Source organism: Polaromonas sp., assembly GCF_036676035.1.
Taxonomy (GTDB): domain Bacteria; phylum Pseudomonadota; class Gammaproteobacteria; order Burkholderiales; family Burkholderiaceae_C; genus Polaromonas.
The window spans coordinates 1-17,288 of the sequence record NZ_JAKFDR010000118.1 but is presented as its reverse complement, the minus strand read 5'-3'; the positions used below and the strand labels follow the sequence as shown (position 1 = coordinate 17,288).

At 61.6% G+C, this 17,288-nt stretch carries 17 protein-coding genes and 1 pseudogene; 13 read left to right on the top strand and 5 right to left on the bottom strand.

Going from position 1 to position 17,288, the window contains the following annotated elements:
• Window positions 1-85 precede the first annotated feature (85 nt).
• Together V6M61_RS18365 and fliE are read right to left on the bottom strand one after the other, a co-directional pair.
• Entirely contained in the window at window positions 86-1,399 is a 1,314-nt protein-coding gene (locus tag V6M61_RS18365) for a FliC/FljB family flagellin (RefSeq protein WP_332778038.1), read from the bottom strand.
• A gap of 169 nt (window positions 1,400-1,568) precedes the next feature.
• Window positions 1,569-1,886 (bottom strand): flagellar hook-basal body complex protein FliE, encoded by a 318-nt coding sequence (fliE, locus tag V6M61_RS18360; protein WP_332778037.1) that lies wholly within the window; start codon window positions 1,884-1,886, stop codon window positions 1,569-1,571.
• A gap of 411 nt (window positions 1,887-2,297) precedes the next feature.
• Here fliE and fliF point away from each other — a divergent pair, with 411 nt between their 5' ends.
• From fliF to fliR, 13 genes are all read left to right on the top strand, one after another.
• Entirely contained in the window at window positions 2,298-4,010 is a 1,713-nt protein-coding gene (fliF, locus tag V6M61_RS18355; RefSeq protein ID WP_332778036.1) for a flagellar basal-body MS-ring/collar protein FliF, read from the top strand.
• Complete coding sequence (gene fliG, locus V6M61_RS18350) at window positions 4,003-4,995, top strand: flagellar motor switch protein FliG (protein WP_332778035.1); 993 nt, start codon at window positions 4,003-4,005, stop codon at window positions 4,993-4,995. The genes fliF and fliG overlap by 8 nt, the downstream gene beginning before the upstream one ends.
• Window positions 4,988-5,773, top strand: a complete 786-nt coding sequence (gene fliH, locus V6M61_RS18345) for a flagellar assembly protein FliH (RefSeq protein ID WP_332778034.1) — start codon at window positions 4,988-4,990, stop codon at window positions 5,771-5,773. The genes fliG and fliH overlap by 8 nt, the downstream gene beginning before the upstream one ends.
• Window positions 5,766-7,187: a flagellar protein export ATPase FliI gene (gene fliI / locus V6M61_RS18340; protein WP_332778033.1), complete on the top strand. Its 1,422-nt coding sequence runs from the start codon at window positions 5,766-5,768 to the stop codon at window positions 7,185-7,187. The genes fliH and fliI overlap by 8 nt, the downstream gene beginning before the upstream one ends.
• 30 nt (window positions 7,188-7,217) lie before the next feature.
• The gene (fliJ, locus tag V6M61_RS18335; RefSeq protein ID WP_332778032.1) at window positions 7,218-7,673 is read left to right on the top strand and encodes a flagellar export protein FliJ; all 456 of its coding nucleotides are present in this window, start codon (window positions 7,218-7,220) and stop codon (window positions 7,671-7,673) included.
• 17 nt (window positions 7,674-7,690) lie between these two features.
• A complete protein-coding gene (locus V6M61_RS18330) occupies window positions 7,691-9,013 on the top strand; it encodes a flagellar hook-length control protein FliK (protein WP_332778031.1) in 1,323 nt (440 codons plus the stop codon).
• Window positions 9,014-9,257: 244 nt separating this feature from the next.
• Window positions 9,258-9,707, top strand: coding sequence for a flagellar basal body-associated protein FliL (fliL, locus tag V6M61_RS18325; protein ID WP_332778030.1), 450 nt, complete (start codon window positions 9,258-9,260; stop codon window positions 9,705-9,707).
• A gap of 22 nt (window positions 9,708-9,729) precedes the next feature.
• A complete protein-coding gene (gene fliM, locus V6M61_RS18320; RefSeq protein ID WP_332778029.1) occupies window positions 9,730-10,734 on the top strand; it encodes a flagellar motor switch protein FliM in 1,005 nt (334 codons plus the stop codon).
• The gene (gene fliN / locus V6M61_RS18315; protein WP_332778028.1) at window positions 10,727-11,164 is read left to right on the top strand and encodes a flagellar motor switch protein FliN; all 438 of its coding nucleotides are present in this window, start codon (window positions 10,727-10,729) and stop codon (window positions 11,162-11,164) included. Before fliM ends, fliN begins: the two co-directional genes overlap by 8 nt.
• Window positions 11,161-11,640 (top strand): flagellar biosynthetic protein FliO, encoded by a 480-nt coding sequence (fliO, locus tag V6M61_RS18310; RefSeq protein WP_332778027.1) that lies wholly within the window; start codon window positions 11,161-11,163, stop codon window positions 11,638-11,640. The genes fliN and fliO overlap by 4 nt, the downstream gene beginning before the upstream one ends.
• A gap of 5 nt (window positions 11,641-11,645) precedes the next feature.
• Window positions 11,646-12,425 carry a flagellar type III secretion system pore protein FliP gene (fliP, locus tag V6M61_RS18305; protein WP_442957810.1) on the top strand — a complete coding sequence of 260 codons (780 nt, stop codon included), beginning with the start codon at window positions 11,646-11,648 and terminating at the stop codon, window positions 12,423-12,425.
• 13 nt (window positions 12,426-12,438) lie between these two features.
• Window positions 12,439-12,708, top strand: a complete 270-nt coding sequence (gene fliQ, locus V6M61_RS18300) for a flagellar biosynthesis protein FliQ (RefSeq protein WP_332778026.1) — start codon at window positions 12,439-12,441, stop codon at window positions 12,706-12,708.
• Window positions 12,708-13,502, top strand: coding sequence for a flagellar biosynthetic protein FliR (fliR, locus tag V6M61_RS18295; protein WP_332778025.1), 795 nt, complete (start codon window positions 12,708-12,710; stop codon window positions 13,500-13,502). The genes fliQ and fliR overlap by 1 nt, the downstream gene beginning before the upstream one ends.
• A gap of 129 nt (window positions 13,503-13,631) precedes the next feature.
• Here the strand turns inward: fliR and flgL are convergent, their stop codons facing one another.
• From flgL to V6M61_RS18280, 3 genes and pseudogenes are all read right to left on the bottom strand, one after another.
• Window positions 13,632-14,849, bottom strand: a complete 1,218-nt coding sequence (flgL, locus tag V6M61_RS18290) for a flagellar hook-associated protein FlgL (protein ID WP_332778024.1) — start codon at window positions 14,847-14,849, stop codon at window positions 13,632-13,634.
• 20 nt (window positions 14,850-14,869) lie between these two features.
• Window positions 14,870-16,858 carry a flagellar hook-associated protein FlgK gene (gene flgK / locus V6M61_RS18285; RefSeq protein ID WP_332778023.1) on the bottom strand — a complete coding sequence of 663 codons (1,989 nt, stop codon included), beginning with the start codon at window positions 16,856-16,858 and terminating at the stop codon, window positions 14,870-14,872.
• Window positions 16,859-16,987: 129 nt separating this feature from the next.
• Window positions 16,988-17,288 (bottom strand): annotated as a pseudogene (locus V6M61_RS18280) (methyl-accepting chemotaxis protein); the annotation flags it as partial.

Sequence of the window (17,288 nt, the reverse complement as noted above, 5' to 3'; positions counted from 1 at the left end):
TAGCGCAAGTGGGCAGGCGGACGGACCGCCTGACTTGCACGTGGAGCTGAAATACACCCGCCCGAAGGCGCGTGCTTTTCGGCGATTAACGCAGCAGGGACAACACGCCTTGCGAGGTCTGGTTGGCCTGGGCCAACACCGAGGTGCCGGCCTGCTGCAGAATCTGCGCGCGCGTCATGTCAGACACTTCGGTGGCGTAGTCGGCATCTTCAATACGCGAGCGTGAAGAAGACAGGTTGGTCATGGTGGTGCCGATGTTGGAGATCACCGAGTCAAAGCGGTTTTGAACGGCGCCCAGCGAGCTGCGCAGGTCAGCGACTTGCTTGAGCGCCGCATCAATCTTGGCCAGCGGATTGATGCTGGCAGCGCCCGAGAACTCGGCCGTCGCGGCCGCGCCACTCAGAACGATGTCGGTACCGGCGGCGGAAGCCGTGTTGCTGCCTGCAGCGCCGGTGTTGGTCTGCGCGGCGCCCAGTGCAGCGAGGTTGTAGTTCTTGCCCTGGACCGTGACAAATGCGGTTGCCGCACCGGCAGCGTTCGCGCCGACCTTGACCACCTGGGCAGTCAGGGTGACGGCTGCAGTGATGCCATTGTTGGGATCGGTAAAGTCCACATCGGCCGTGTTCAGGTCCACCACACCGGTGGCGGCCGTCGTGGACGCGGCGTAGTAGTCTGAGCCGTGCTTGACGACCCACTGCGCGGTCGGCGCGCCAGCGGCGGTCAGTACGTTGTGCAGCGACAGGTCGGCAGCGGCGACGGTCGTGCCCGTCGCGGTCGACAGGTCCGAGGCGGCAGCGGCCAGGTTGGCAGTGACAGGCGTGCCGGCATTGTCGACCGTCGTATAGGCAGCGCTGACGCTCAGGGCATTGCTTGCAACCGAGAAGCCACTGAGGCCAATCTTGGCGGAATCGATGCCTTTGAGCTCGATGCTGATGGTCTCGCTGTCCTTCGCGCCGACCTGGATGGCCAGCTTGTTGTTGCCAGCCAGCACCTTGACGCCGTTGAAGTCGGTTTGCGCCGAAGTGCGGTCGATTTCAGCCAGGCGCTGTGTAATTTCAGCCTGGATCGAGGCCTTGTCGGCTGCAGAGTTTGAGCCGTTGGTGGACTGCACGGCCAGTTCACGGATGCGCTGCAGGTTGGTGTTGACCTCGGTCAGAGCGCCTTCGGTCGTTTGCGCCAGCGAGATGCCGTCGTTGGCGTTACGCTGGGCTTGTGCCAAGCCCTTGATGTTGGAGGTGAAGCGGTTGGCGATGGCCTGGCCGGCGGCGTCATCCTTGGCGCTGTTGATGCGCAGACCGGAAGACAGGCGCTGGATCGCAGTGTTCAGCGAAGACTGTGATTTATTGAGGTTGTTCTGCGTGAGCAGCGAGAGTGAATTGGTATTGATGACTTGCGCCATGATGGACTCCTGATTACAAAGGTTGTGGACTCCGGCTAACTCGCCGTAACGCTGGCCTTGTCTGCCGAGACAGTTTGCAAGCCACCGTTATTCAGGTTATCGGCCAGTTCAGGAAAAACCTTTAGGGCCACACGCAAAAATTCCTTGTCTGACCCATGCGCACGCCTTATCAGGCCGGCATATCCATGATTTCCTGGTAGGCGGCCACCACCCGGTTGCGCACCTGCAGGCCCATCTGAAAACCGATGTTGGCCTTCTGCATATCGACCATCACATCATTCAGCGCCACCCCGGCCTTGCCCAGCTCGAAAGCTTCGGCCTGGCTGTCCGCGTGCTGCTGCGTGTCGCTGATGCGATCAAGCGATTTCTTCAGCTCGCCGGCAAAGCCACCGCCGGCCACTTCGCTGCCCGCAGTGGTTGCGTGGCCAGCCGCTTGGGCCACCGAACGCATTTGCTGCAGCACCGATTCAATAGACGATATCGCCATGGTATTTTCCTAGGGGCGGCACACGCGCCCATTTCTTGATGGAGGGCTTGAAGCGTACCAACCGGCTGGCCGGTGCATCGCCCCAAAAGACGGCAAAACCCCCGGCTATTCGGCGGATCAAGAACAACGCCGCGCTCTGACAATCATTTGCGAGACCCGGGGTGCCTTGGCATCCGCCAGGCCAGCTCCTTCCCTCTCTTTTCAATAAAAAGCAGTCGTATGTCTCGTATGTCATCAGTCATTTACATCCCCGACGCCGATCACCCTTGCGACATGGCGGTAGCCGGGTGAGCGCATGAGATGCCGGGCCGCTCCCAAGGCGACAACGAAGTTGCGGCAAGGACTCACAACTGCGCGAAGCGCTTGTGACGTCGTAGCCAATACCGCAGCGCCTAGCGCGGAGCTTACCCAATGAGTTCCGCCGCAATGGGTGCTGACGTGGCAACGCCCAAAACCTGGCCCTTGCTCGATCAGCTGCGCGCCAACCCGCGCTTGCCGCTGATGATCGGGGCCTCTGCCGCAGTGGCCGCCATGGCCGCACTGTGGCTGTGGAGCCGTACGCCCGACTACGGCGTGCTTTACAGCAATTTGTCGGACCGCGATGGCGGCGCCATCATCGCGTCGCTGCAGCAAATGAACATTCCCTACAAGTTCGCCGAAGGCGGCGGGGCATTGCTGGTGGCTGCCAACAAGGTGCCTGAAGCGCGCCTGCGACTGGCCTCGCAGGGCTTGCCAAAGGGCGGTACGGTCGGTTTTGAGCTGATGGACAACCAGAAGTTCGGCACCAGCCAGTTTGCCGAACAGGTCAACTACCAGCGTGCTCTGGAAGGCGAGCTGGCACGTTCGATCAATTCCATTTCCGCGGTGGACTCGGCGCGCGTGCACCTTGCGCTGCCCAAGCCCTCGCTGTTTGTGCGTGACCAGAAAAAACCGAGCGCCTCGGTGGTCTTGACGCTGCATCGCGGGAGAACCATTGACGAAGGCCAGATCAGTGCGATCGTGCACCTGATCTCCAGCAGCGTGCCGGAGCTGTCTGCCAAAAGCATTACCGTGGTGGACCAGGCCGGCAATCTGCTCTCAGCGGCGAACGCCGGCGCCCGCGGCCTGGATGTCAGCCAGTTGAAATATGCGCAGGAAATCGAGCAGGGCTATATCCGCCGCATTGAAGCCATACTGCAACCGATCGTCGGCGCCAGCAATGTCCATGCACAAGTGGCGGCAGACATCGATTTCTCGATCGTCGAGAACACCGATGAAAAATACCGCCCGAACCAGGAGCCTGGCAGTGCGGCCATTCGCAGCCAACAATCGAGTGAGTCCAGCCAGCAAGGCGCCACCCCGCCGGGTGGCGTGCCGGGTGCGCTGACAAACCAGCCACCGACCAACCCGGTTGCACCGATCGTCACTGCACCCCAAGGGCAGCAAAAGCCCGGTGCCCAGACCGCGGACCCGCTCAAGATGAGCACGGAACTGGGCGGCGCCGGCGGGATTCCCCGCAGCGGGGGCCCGGTCAACGCACGCAAAGACAGCACCACCAACTATGAACTGGATCGATCCATCCGCCATGTGCAGCAAGGTGCGGGCGGCATCAAGCGTCTGTCGGTGGCAGTGGTTGTCAACTACCGCGGCACACTGAGCGCCCAAGGCAAGCGGGCGCCGCAAGCGCTGTCGGCTGCCGAGCTGGAGCAGATCAAAAACCTGGTCAAGGAGGCGATGGGCTACAGCCGCGAGCGTGGCGACTCGCTCAATGTGGTGAACAGCCCGTTTGCATCGGACGGCAGCGACGTCGCCGAGCTGCCGCTGTGGAAACAACCGGAAAACATCGAGCTGGCCAAGACCTTGGGCAACTACCTGCTGCTGGGTACGCTCGCTTTGTATCCGTGGTTTGCTGTGCTGCGGCCCCTGTTGCGCAAGCATTTGCAGGCAGCACCAACCGTACCACTGCTTGCAGGCAAGGAAGAGGTCCAATCCGAAAGCACCGAACCGCAGGCACAAGCACTGGCGCAGGAGCGACAAGCCCAGCGCCATCTGGACAACATCCAGTACGCGCAGGAAACAGCCGTCAAAGATCCCCGCATGGTGGCCATGCTGATCAAGCACTGGATGGGTAAAAATAATGGGTGAAGGCACAAGAAAAAGCGCCATTCTTTTGATGTCGCTCGGTGAGGCTGGCGCGGCCAGCGTGTTGCAGCATCTGCCGCAAAGCGAGGTCCAGGCACTGGGCGAGGCCATGGCCAACCTCACGCAAGTCAGGCGCGACGAGGTCAGCGACGTTCTGGAAGAGTTCCGCCTCGAAACCGAGCAGTACTCGGCGCTCCACCTGGACTCCGGCAGCTATCTGCGCGCCGTACTGAACAAGGCGCTGGGCGACAACCGTGCCGCAGACCTGCTGGAAAACATTCTCCAGCCCAACGACCCGGCCAGCGGTATCGAGCGGCTGAACCAGTTGGAGGCCACCGAAGTGGTCGAGCTGATTCGCGACGAACATCCGCAGATCATCGCCACGCTGCTGGTACACCTGGATCGCGGCAGGGCCGCCGACGTGCTGGAGCAGCTCCCCGAGCGCGTGCGCCACGACGCCGTTCTTCGCATAGCCACCTTCGGTGGTGTGCAACCGGCGGCGCTCAAGGAATTGACCGATGTGCTGACCGATATGCTGTCGGGCGAAGGCGTCAAGCGCAGCCGACTTGGCGGCGTCCGGGCGGCCGCCGAAATCGTCAACATGATGGGCAGTGCGCAAGAAGAAAGCGTGATCAAGCATGTTCGCGAACACGATGAGCTGCTGGCGCAAAAAATGATCGACGAGATGTTCCTGTTCGAGAACCTGCTCGGACTCGAGGACCGCAGCGTCCAGCTGCTGCTCAAGGAAGTCGAATCGGAATCGCTGATCATCGCACTGAAAGGTGCGCCGCAAGAGCTGCGCGACAAGTTCCTGAAAAACATGTCACAACGTGCCGCCGAAATGCTGCGCGAGGATATCGAAATGCGCGGCCCGGTACGGGTGTCACAGGTCGAGGCGGAGCAGAAGAGCATCCTGCAGATCGTGCGCCGCCTGGCAGATGCCGGCGAGATTGTGCTGGCCGGACAAGGCGACGATTCGTATGTATAGCAAGCCCGCCATTGCACCGGCGTCTGGTGCCGACAGGTTTGTGCCCGGCTACCCTTCTGCGCGGCGGGCCACCGGGCCCAAGGAGTCGTTGACCGCCTGGCAGCGCTGGGAAATGACCTCTTTCGCGGAGGATCCGGTCCCCGCGCCCTGGGAGGCCAAGGCAGACCCCGAACCCTTGCTTGAGCCACTCGAACCTGCGTTGCTGATCGATGAAGCCGAGCTGGCCCGTCTGCGGCTCCAGGCACAACAGGCCGGCGAAACCGAAGGCCATCGGCAAGGCTACGCGCGGGGGCAGGCAGAGGGTCATGCCGAGGGTTACGCAGCCGCCATGGCAGCTGTACACACGCAGGCCGAGCACCTGCGTGCGCTGACGCTGGCGCTGCCCACCGCTCTGCGCATGGCCGAGCGCGAAGTCGCTGATGATTTGCTGGCCTTGGCGCTGGACATTGCCCGCCAGGTGCTGGGGCAGGCCTTGACGGTCGAGCCGCAAGCGATCCTGACTGTGGTACGTGAACTGTTGCAAACCGAGCCGGCCCTGACTGGCACACCGCAGTTGCTCCTGCACCCGGACGATGCGGCGCTGGCGAAAGAACACCTGACTGACGACCTGCAGGCAGCCGGCTGGCGGATACGTGTCGATGCCACCATGCAACGCGGCGGTTGCCGAATTCTGGCGGCCAGCGGTGAGCGGGACGCGACCCTGGAAACCCGCTGGGAGCGGGTTGCAGCGACGTTGGCACGAAACGCATCCCCCTCTGTGGCCCCGGCCCATGGCTGACGTTTGCGCGCCCGCCGCCGCGAAGCCGCACCTGGATGCGTGGCAGGCCGCGCTGGGCGACGCCCGTGCCGCTGTGGCCCTTAGTGTTCCGGCACGCACCTACGGGCGGCTGACGCGAGCCGTGGGACTGGTGCTCGAAGCAGTCGGACTGCGCCTTCCAGTGGGTAGCGATTGCCTGATTGAGCTGCCTCCCGGTTACCCCCAAAAAACCGCCGAAGCAGAGGTCGTCGGTTTCGCCGGAGATCGCCTCTTCCTGATGCCACAAAGCGAGGTTGACGGCCTGTTGCCGGGCGCCCGAGTCTACGCGCTGGAGTCGCCCCTGGGTCACGGCAGCGGCACCGGGCCCAGAACCAAGCGTTTGCCGGTCGGTGTTGGCATGCTGGGCCGGGTGGTCGATGCAGCAGGCCGGCCGCTCGACGGCCTGGGCCCGCTCAATTTCGCCCGTGAAGTGCCACTGGCCGCAGCGCCCATCAATCCCCTGACCCGCGCACCGATCGACAGCGTGCTGGATGTCGGCGTTCGTGCCATCAATGCCCTGCTGACGGTGGGGCGCGGCCAGCGCATGGGGCTGTTCGCCGGCTCCGGGGTCGGCAAAAGCGTATTGCTCGGAATGATGGCCCGCTACACCAGTGCCGATGTGATTGTGGTCGGCCTGATCGGCGAACGTGGCCGCGAGGTCAAGGACTTCATCGAGAACACGCTGGGCGAGGAGGGCATGGCCCGCGCGGTGCTGGTCGCCGCGCCGGCCGATACCTCGCCGCTGCTAAGGCTGCAGGGCGCCGCCTATGCCACCTGTCTGGCCGAATATTTCCGGGACCAGGGCAAGAACGTATTGCTGATCATGGATTCGCTGACCCGCTACGCGATGGCCCAGCGTGAAATCGCGCTGGCCGTGGGGGAGCCTCCTGCCACCAAGGGCTACCCGCCGTCGGTATTTGCAAAACTGCCGGCGCTGGTGGAGCGCGCGGGCAATGGCGCACGCGATGCCGGGGGCCAGGGCGGCTCCATCACCGCGTTCTACACGGTATTGACCGAAGGCGACGACCAGCAAGACCCGATCGCCGATTCTGCCCGCGCCATTCTGGACGGCCACGTGGTGCTGTCGCGCAGCCTGGCCGAATCGGGCCACTATCCGGCGATTGACATCGAAGCCTCCATCAGCCGCGCGATGACCGCGCTGATCGAGCCTTCGCAGTTCGAAGCGGTGCGCAGTTTCAAGCAGATGTTGTCGCGTTACCAGCGCAATCGCGACCTGATCAGCGTGGGCGCCTACGCCCCCGGCCATGACGCGCAACTGGATCAGGCGATTGCGCTCTATCCGAAGATCGAAGCCTTCCTGCAGCAGACGATGCATGAACGCGCCGACTATGCCGCCGCAACCAGCCAGTTGCACGGTTTGTTCAATGCGGGCTAAGCGCCTCATGCTTTTCCCGGAGAAAACGCCATGCCCAACAAGCTACCGCTCGCAACACTGATCGAACTGGCACAAAGCAAAACTGACGAAGCGACCCGTCGGCTCGGCCAGCTGCAAAACGCACACACCAGTGCCGCCGGAAAACTCGAGATGCTGCTGCAGTACCGGCAGGAGTACCTGGACCAGCTGCAGGTGCAGATGCGTGATGGCGTCCCGTCGGCCCATTTGCGCAATTTCCAGCATTTCATCGGCACCCTGGATGGTGCCATTGAGCAGCAGCGCGCATTGACCTTGCAGGCCGATACCCGGCTCGCGCATGGGCGCAGCGACTGGCAGCACACCCAGCGCCGCCTCAATTCCTTTGACACCCTGGCAGACCGGGTTCGCCAACAGGAGATGCTGGTCCTCAATAAGCGGGAGCAGCGGGACAGTGACGAGCGCACCGCCCGACAGTTCTACCTGCGCTCGAGCACTTTGGCCGACTAGATTTATCAGGGAACGTCATGTCTTTAACTCTTCCAGCCACCTCCGCACCACGTCAACCCAGCAGCTCGCCGTCCAATGCGACAGCGCGTAGCGACGAACAAGGGCAGGATAAGCCGGGTAGTTTTGGCGAGGCGCTTTCTCGTTCGCTGGCACCCGCGGAAAAAGCAACTGAAAAAACTGCCGGGAAGCCCACAGGACCCACGCCGGCACGACGCCCGGCAGGTGATCACAAGACCGATCCAGCAGACCTGGCCAATGCCATGGCACTACCCTTCGTTCCGCTGGAAAGCCGAGTCGCCCAAGCCGCGCCCGTCGGCGAGGCCGCAACAGCCCCCGACCACGCGGCCTCGGCCACTGCCACATCCACGGCGCCGCTGACCGACCTGCTTGTGGGCACACCCGTTCCCACGGACGGTGCCATGGCTGCGACAGAAGTGAACACTGACGCAGGCGTGCAGGCTGCACTGGCACCTGCACTGGTGGCAGCCAGTCAAAAGGATGCTGGCCCAGCCACGCTGCAAGCCAGGCTCAATCCCGTGAGCGACAGCTCGGCCCTTCAGCTTGACCTCGGAAAAATCGCCGGTCAACCCACCGCGCCGGACGCAGGTTTTCCTGATCAGTCATCGCAAGGTGGTGACGGGGCCGCCAACAGGGCAGACAAGATGAGCGATGCAGGCGCCGACTTGACGCCCGACGCACACAGCGCAGCCAAAGTTGTTGCGCCCGCAGTGACTCCCAGTGTTGAAACCCCGGCCATAACCCTGACCGGCAGCCAGACCGCCCCCACCGATACATTCAGCGCCAGCGCAGCCTTGCCGATCAATCCGGTAAATGCGGCAGTGCAGGGTTCCGCAGGCATTTCTACCCCGAATGCCCTCCCCCCTGTGACCACCACCCCCTTGCTGGCCCCTGAAGTAGGCAGCAGCGAATGGGGCAAGGCGCTTGGCCAGCAAATGATCCAAATGGGCCATGCCGGTCATCAGGTCGCGGAACTCCAGCTCAATCCACCCGGGCTGGGGCCGCTGAAAGTCACACTGAGCATGAACGATCATCAGATTCAGGCCATGTTTGTATCAGCGCATTCATCGGTCCGGGCCGCGGTAGAGGCCGCATTGCCGCAATTGCGCACCACCCTGGCCGACAACGGAATCAGTCTTGGCAACACATCGGTCAGCGCAGACAGTCAGCAGCAGACTGCGTTTGCCAACAGCCAAAGCGGGCAGCCGGACCCACGGAGCTACCGAAGTCCCCGCATGATGGACACTACGGCCCTCGCCGCCCGGCCGGTCACAGAGCTGCCCCGGCGAGGCCATGGAATCACCGTCGATACGTACGCCTGAGCGGAACCGTAGAGCCGTGCGCGGCGAAGGGCCGCCCCGAGCAAGCACAGCCCCTCTTCCTCGTGCAAGGGGCAGCGCAACGCCGGAGGCACACGAAGTGGCAAGCGTGGGGGCCAGGAACCACGGCAAATGCCGGAGATAAAGCGTTTTCCCCCTTTTTATCAACTGATGCCCGAGCGATCTTTTGGCGAACAATTAACCCTCAAACTCACGCAGCAAAGTCATGGCCACAAGTACCAACCCAGTGAATACCCCAAAGACTCGCAAGCTCAGCGTCGTACTGGTCGCCTTGGCCGCCCTTGGGATCACGGCAGCCGGCGCAGCGGCCTATTACCTGGGCAGCCATCAAAACGGCACAGCGGCAGCCACGGTGCCGAAAGATCCCATCTTTATCGCACTGGAACCCTTGACGGTCAACCTGCAGCCCAATGGCCGGAGCCGTTTTCTGCACATCGGCGTGACGCTGAAAGTAGCCGACACCAAGTCTCAGGGCCAGGTCACCCAATACCTGCCGGAAGTACGCAGCCGCGTGCTGACGGTGCTGTCCAATCGCCAAGCCGACTCGCTGCTCACGCCGAATGACAAAACCCAGTTGGCCGGTGAAATCATGGCCGTGTTGAATCAGCCATTCGCACCGAGCCTGCCGTCACAAAAAATATCCAGCGTGATGTTCACCACTTTCATGCTGCAGTGAACCCGCTCAATGAAAATCGCCAATGGCTTATGAACAGCAGCTGTCTCAGGACGAGGTAGATGCGCTGCTGCAAGGTGTCACCGGCGACACCGATGCTGCCTGCGCGCCGCCACCGGTTCCGCAAGGGCCGCCGACTTACAACCTCGGCACTGACGAGCGTATCGTGCGCAGCCGCATGCACACGCTGGAGGTCATCAACGACCGCTTCGCACGGCACCTGCGCTCTTCGCTGCTGACCTTCATGCGCCGCAGCGCTGATATTTCCGTCGGCGCGGTTCAGATCCAGAAGTACGGTGATTTCATCCGGCATTTGCCGGTGCCGGCCAACATCAACCTGATGCACATGAAGCCCTTGCGCGGCACGGCCTTGTTCGTGTTCGATCCGAAACTGGTGTTTCTGGTGGTTGACAATTTGTTTGGCAGCGACGGTCGTTACCACGTCCGGATCGAGGGCCGCGACTTTACGCAGACCGAACAACGCATCATCAAGCGCCTGCTCAACCTGACTCTGGACAGTTATGGCAGCGCCTGGCAGCCGGTCTATCCGCTCGATTTCGAGTATGTGCGTTCCGAGATGCACGCCAAGCTGGCCAATATCGTGGCGCCCAACGAAGTGGTGATCAATACCACCTTCCATATCGAATTCGGCCCGATCGGGGGAGCGTTGACCGTCTGCATCCCGTATTCGATGATCGAGCCCATCCGGGATCTGCTGTCGAACCCCTTGCAGGACGAGATTGAAGTGGACAAACGCTGGGTCAAACAGCTGTCGCAGCAGGTGCAAAGCGCCGACGTTGAACTCCGCGCGCATTTTCTGACCTTGCAGTCGAGCATTGGCCAGTTGCTGAAACTGAAAGCCGGCGATGTGCTGCCGGTCGAGATTCCGAAAACGATTGTCGCCAAGGTCAACAGCGTTCCTGTCATGGAATGCGGCTACGGCACGTCCAACAACCACTATGCCTTGCGGGTACAGAAGATGATCACCCACCAGGACAGCGATTCAAGCAAGGGAAACGACTATGAGTGAAGGCAACCAGCAGGATCCGACTGCAGAGGAAGATGACATCTGGGGCAGCGCACTGGCCGAGCAAGCGCTCGCCTCCGCGCCTGCACCCACACCGGCAGCGGCATCCACCTCTGCGGGCGACCGGGTTTTCCAGCCGCTGCAGGGCAGCACCGGGTCGGACATTGCCAAGGCCGACATCGACCGGGTTCTGGATGTTCCGGTGCAGTTGACCGCCGAGCTGGGCCGCACGCGCATCACCATCAAGAATCTGCTCCAGCTGTCACAAGGCTCCATCGTCGAGCTGGACGGCCTGGCGGGCGAACCCATGGACGTCTTTATCAATGGCTACCTGATTGCGCAAGGCGAAGTGGTGGTGGTGAACGAAAAGTTTGGCATTCGCCTGACCGACATCATCACGCCTTCCGAACGCATCCAGAAACTGAACCGATGAGCCGGTCGCGTATCTCCAGGCTGACAGCTTCGTTGCTGGCCGGCATCAGTTGTACGGCCGGCGCGGCGCTGCCCACCGTGCCTGCTGCGACTGCAGAGTCGGCCCGCTCAATAGGCGCGGCCGGCCTGCTGCAGGCCGGCTTGGGTCTGGCGATGGTGCTGGCGCTGATTTTCCTGTGCGCCTGGGCAGCGCGGCGCTTCGGCCTGCAACAGCGCGGCAGCGGTCGCCTGCTGAAGGTGGTGTCCAGCGCCATGGTCGGCCAGCGCGAGCGTGTTGTGGTGGTGGAAATAGGCGGCTCATGGCTGGTGCTGGGCGTCGCTGCTGGCCAGGTCCGCGCCCTGCACACCATGCCAGCCGAAAACCTGTATGAAGTCGAAGCAGCACCGGCCATGAACGGGATCACTGCCGCAGGTGCTTTTTCACAAAAACTGCTTGAATCCCTCAACCACTTGAACAAGCTGAGAAAGCGGGACTGATGGACATGCGCCTGGTCCGTCTGCGAAGCCGTGCGGCCTTCCCGCTCTTGACGCTTTTCCTCTTCCTGCTGCTGGTGTTGATGTTGTTGCCGGCAGGGGCGTCCGCCCAGGGGCTGCCGGGCATCACCAGCACGCGCGGGCCCGGCGGCGGCCAGACCTGGTCGCTCAGCGTCCAGACGCTGGTGCTGCTGACTTCGCTGTCCTTCCTGCCGGCGCTGTTGCTGTCCATGACCAGCTTCACCCGGATTCTTATCGTACTGGGGTTGCTGCGCACCGCCATTGGCACACAATCGGCACCGCCCAACCAGATACTGGTCGGGCTCTCGCTGTTTCTCACCTTTTTTGTCATGTCGCCGGTATTCGACAAGGTGCACAGCGACGCCTACAAGCCGTTCTCCGACAACAAAATCAGTGCAGAGCAGGCGTTGGAGCGGGGCGTTCAGCCCTTCAAGCAGTTCATGCTGAAGCAAACCCGGGAAGCCGATCTGGCGCTGTTTGCGAAACTGGCCAACGTGGCGCCCATGGAAGGTCCGGAACAAGTCACCTTGCGGATTCTGGTGCCGGCATTTGTAATCAGCGAACTTAAAACCGCCTTCCAGATCGGCTTCACCATCTTTATTCCCTTCCTGATTATCGATCTGGTTGTTGCCAGCGTACTGATGTCCATGGGCATGATGATGGTGCCGCCAGCCACCATTTCGCTGCCGTTCAAGTTGATGCTTTTCGTTCTGGTGGATGGCTGGCAGCTGCTGATCGGAGCGCTGGCGCAGAGCTTTTACACCTAGGGATGAGCTGACAATGACACCCGAATCGGTCATGACGCTGGGCTACGAAGCCATGAAACTTTCCTTGCTGCTGGGTGCGCCGCTGCTGTTGGTGGCGCTCATCACCGGCTTGCTCATCAGCCTGTTTCAGGCCGCCACCCAGATCAATGAAATGACGCTGTCTTTCATCCCCAAGCTGCTGGCCGTGTTCGCCACGCTGGTGATTGCCGGCCCGTGGATGCTGGGCACGGTCCTCGACTACATGCGCAATCTGTTCTCCAGCATTCCGCAGCTGGTAGGCTGATGCCCCCCGTTTTTTCGGTCACCTCAGACCAGTTGAGCGTCTGGATGGTGGCCTTTCTTTGGCCCTTTGTGCGCATGCTGGCCCTTATCGGCACCGCACCGGTTTTCAGTGAGGCGGCCGTTCCGCGCTCCGCCAAGGTTGGTCTGGCGGCCTTGCTGTCGATTGTCATCACGCCTGCGCTAGGCGCCATGCCGTCGGTCCCGCTGGTTTCTGCCGGCGGCGCCTGGATTTTGATTCAGCAAGTCCTCATTGGCGTGGCGATGGGATTTTCGATGCGGATGGTATTTGCCATTGTGCAGGCGGCGGGCGAATACGCAGGCCTGCAGATGGGTTTGTCTTTCGCCTCCTTCTTCGACCCCACCAGTGGCGGCAACACCATGGTGCTCGCGCGCCTGCTGAACGTGATGGCCATGCTGATCTTCCTGGCGATAGACGGCCATCTGATGCTGATCACGACACTGGTCGAAAGCTTTCACACGCTGCCGATTGCTGACGCGCCGCTGGCCGCCGGCGGCTGGCTTTTGCTGGTCGCGGCAGGCAGTCAGATTGTTTCCGGCGGACTGATGCTGGCGCTGCCACTCATCGCGGCCCTGCTGACGCTCAACCTGGCCCTGGGCATCATGAACCGGGTCTCACCTCAGTTCAGCATTTTCGCGGTGGGCTTTCCCATCACGCTGCTGGCAGGCATGGGCATGCTGCAAATGCTGATGCAGTACATCGCGCCATTTCTCGAACCGCGGTTTGCGGCCGGATTTGCGTCTACCCTTCAGTTCCTGCAAGGTTTGCGCCCCTAGGGGCTGTCGGGCTCGGGACCTGCCCAGGCCCGCAGGCATACATGCCATTTAGACCTGTAGCCCTTTAAATATGGCCTCAACAAGCTATGTTATTGATAGCAAATTGATTTACAAAACCAGACCAGACGCCTACAAATAGTTAAACAACGCTATCTGCTGGATCCTGACAAAGGTTTGCTGGCTCGCCTGCAAGGCCGTCTGGCGCTGGTAAAACTCGGCGATCGCGGTGGCATAGTCCAGGTCCTGCAAATCGGACAGATAGCTCTTGTCAGAAAGATTGCGGCTGTCTCCGGTGCTCCCCAGCGCCTCCAGCTCTTGCAGGCGCGAACCAACCGATGCGCGCACAGTCAGTACGTTGTCGTGCGCATTGGTGATCTTCCTGTTGCCCGTGCTCAAGGCATTCAACAATTTAGCCTGAGCCGCCGGACCGGCATTGTCCACCGGTGTCTTCAGCGCGGTGATCACGTCACTGATGGCAGAAAAAACATTGGCGCCGGCATTTTTTGCGGTGAACACATTGAATTTGTCACCCACAGCAGGCGAGCCGCTGATGCTGATTTGCAGACCTCCGAACTGGATAGCGCTATCCGCCGTGTAGGCCGTGGCGGGCACGATGGCTACCGGTGGCACTGTCGCGGTATCGACCTGGTAAGTCGTGGCAGTCGGGAAGCTGATCACAAAATCCTGGCCGTAATTCGGATCGGTCACGTCGATCACCGACGTTGCGCTGAACACCCCACTGCCAACGTTGCCAACAGGGGAGGCGCTGACGTAGCCGGCACCCCCTTGCACCGTCTGAAAAATACTTCGGCCATCGTCAGTACCGGCCATCTGCCGCGAGACATCGACCTGCATCAGGCGCTGCCCCTGGTCGCCGGCATACACAATGCTGCCGTTGGCCTGCTTAACGAAGGGCGCACTGCCGCTCTTGAAGCCGGCAAACAGAAACTGACCGTTGCCGTCATCGCTATTGGCCAGACCCTGCAACTGGTCAAAACTGCTTTGCAGCGTGGTGGCGATGGTGGCCCGATCGGCATCGGTCATGGTGCCGTTGCCCGCCGCTATCAGTTGACTCTTGATATTTTGCAGAACCGTGGTGACGCTTTGCAAGGCATTTTCTTCCAGTGTCAGGGTCTGTGTGGCGTGAGAACGGCTGGCCGAATACTGTGAATTCAGTGCGATTGACTGGGATATGGCCAGCGCGCGGGTGGCGCCAAGCGGATCGTCCGACGGCGCCAAAACCTTGGTCATGGCGCCAATCTGTTGCTGCACGCGCAGCAGGTTGCTCTGCTGCGACCCCATTGCCGTCTGGCTTTGTTCGTAAAAAGACTGGGTGCTGATACGCATCGTGAACTCCTTGATGGCGCTTAATGGCTGATGCCCAGTACCGCATCAAACATCGTTGATGCCGTCTGGATCACCTTGGCATTGGCCTGGTACATCTGCTGGAACATCAGCAGGTTGGCGGTTTCTTCATCCTGGTTGACCCCCGAAACCGACTGCTGGGCGGCGCGGATTTGCGTTGCCAGGCTTGTCTGGGCCGTATTTGCAATCTGGATCTGCCGGGCCTTGTTGCCGACGGTGCTGACCAGCTGACCGTAGGCGTCGTTGAAGCTGGTCGTGTTGTTGCCGATTGTTTTTTTGTTTTGCAGCGCGCCCAGCAGCAGCGCGTTGCTGCCATCGGACACGCCGCCGGTGTTTTTTGCTATGGTGAAGGTATCGCCATTGGATGGCGCACCGCTGATGCTGACCGTGATGCCGTCGAAGGTCATCCTGGCACCGGCCGAATAGGTGACCGGGGTGCCTGCGGCATAAGGACTGGCCGGATCTGGCGAGCCATTTGCCAGCGTCACCGAGACGGCCGCTCCGGCCGGGAAACCGGAAAGTTGATTGGTCGCGCTGTTATACGTCAGCGTCGCGTTGGCAGCGAGTGGCGTCGCCGGATAACTGGCATCCACCGTCCCGGCACTGATCGCGCCGCTGCCCCGATTGTCAGCCGCATTGCCAGTGGCGATGGGCGAAGCTGCCGCCACCTTGGCGGGATCGGACACCAAAACCGTCAGATCGCGCGCACCCGTGCGGGTTGGCTGAATCAGGAAGGAGTCGCCGGCCATGGCGGCACCGCTGGCGAGCGTGAGTGTGACACCGTCGAAGGTGGTGGTGTTCGCAGGTGCAGCGCCCGGAAAACCGGGCGTAAGAGGAATCGTCTGCTTGTCTGACAGCCGCGTCAGGGTGTACGCCGGGCCGGCGGTGACATCCAGGCGGTAGTCGCTGGTGGTCAATTGATTGCTATTGGCAAACGACGGCGTCAACACCAGGGTGCCGGTGTTCCTGCTGTTCGAGATCAGGCCTGGACTGGCCTGGGAAAAGAAATCCGTTCCCAGCGCACCATTGAGGTCGACGCCCAGATTTTGCTGGTCATTGAAGGTATCGGCCAATGCAATGGCAATGCGGCCCAGCGAATTCTGCGATGTCGCCAGCGTCTCGGTGCGAAATTGCAGCAGACCGCCAAGCGAACCACCGGAGATCAGGCCCTCCTGCAATTCCACCGCATTGCCAGCGGCATTGACCGCTGCAAGGGTGGTGCGACTCGGATCGCTGGCCGAGCTGAGGGCCGTCAAGCGGGTCGCCTTGTCGCCCAGCACCAGGGTTTGCCCGTTGCCAATGAAAACGTTGTATTGGCCGCCGTCCTGCACGACCAGCTTGGTCCCGACCAGCTTGCCCAGTTCATTGACCAGTTGATCACGCTGGTCGAGCAGGTCATTGGGCGCCTGACCGCCCGCCGCATTGCTGAGCAGTGCCACCTGCTTGTTGAGATTGGCGATCTGGTCTGCGTAGGTGTTGATTTGAGCGACGCTGCCCGAAATCTGCTCATTGACGCTGGCGTTGAGGCTGCCCAGGTATTGATCCATCGCTCTGAACTGATTGGCCACGGCCTGCCCGGAACTGATCAATTGCTGCCGGGCCGACGGGTCGGCCGGGGTGTTCGCTACCGCCTGCACATGGGTAAACAGGGTCTGTATCTGCGGTGCCAGCCCGGCCTTCTGATTGGCCAGCAGGTTGTCGATCTGGCTGACCTGCGTGTAATAAGTGGTCAGCGATTGATTGGCCGACTGCGCCTGATTGAGCTGCGATGCCAGGTACTGGTCGTAACTGCGGGTGACGTCGCTGACCTTTGCGCCACTGCCGAAAAACCCGACGCTCGGGCTGTAAACACCACCGCTTGATGCAATCTGTGCTGACTGGCGGCTGTAGCCAGCGGTATTCACGTTGGCCGTATTGTGGCCAGTGGTCACCAGGGCGGCCTGTGCAACGTTCAGGCCGCTAAGCCCGGTATAAAACATGCTGTTTGACATAAACCTGATCCTCTAAAGCAACAACTCGCACCCGGCAGCTTTTAACGGCTCCTTGGTAGATAACGACAGCCTCAAGAAGAACTTGAGGGTGAATGCGCAATTCATTTGCCACGACGCTTTGCCGGTGGCTTAAAACTCTTCCCAATTGCCCGCCCCAGAAGGCCCTGCCGCAGCAAGCCGCCCGGATGGCAAAGCTTCCATCGCCCGCCTGGGCGGCTGCGGGTGTACCTTCGTCACCGGGACCTTGGGCTGCTTTGCGCGTGCCTGCACAGACATCGTCTCCTGCAGGCCATCGAGCCTGAAGACGCTGACCACCTGCGACAGGCCGCTGGCCTGCTCCTGCAGGGATGCGGCGGCTGCAGCGGCCTCCTCCACCAGGGCCGCGTTTTGCTGCGTCACCTGGTCCATCTGCGTGATCGCCTGGTTGATC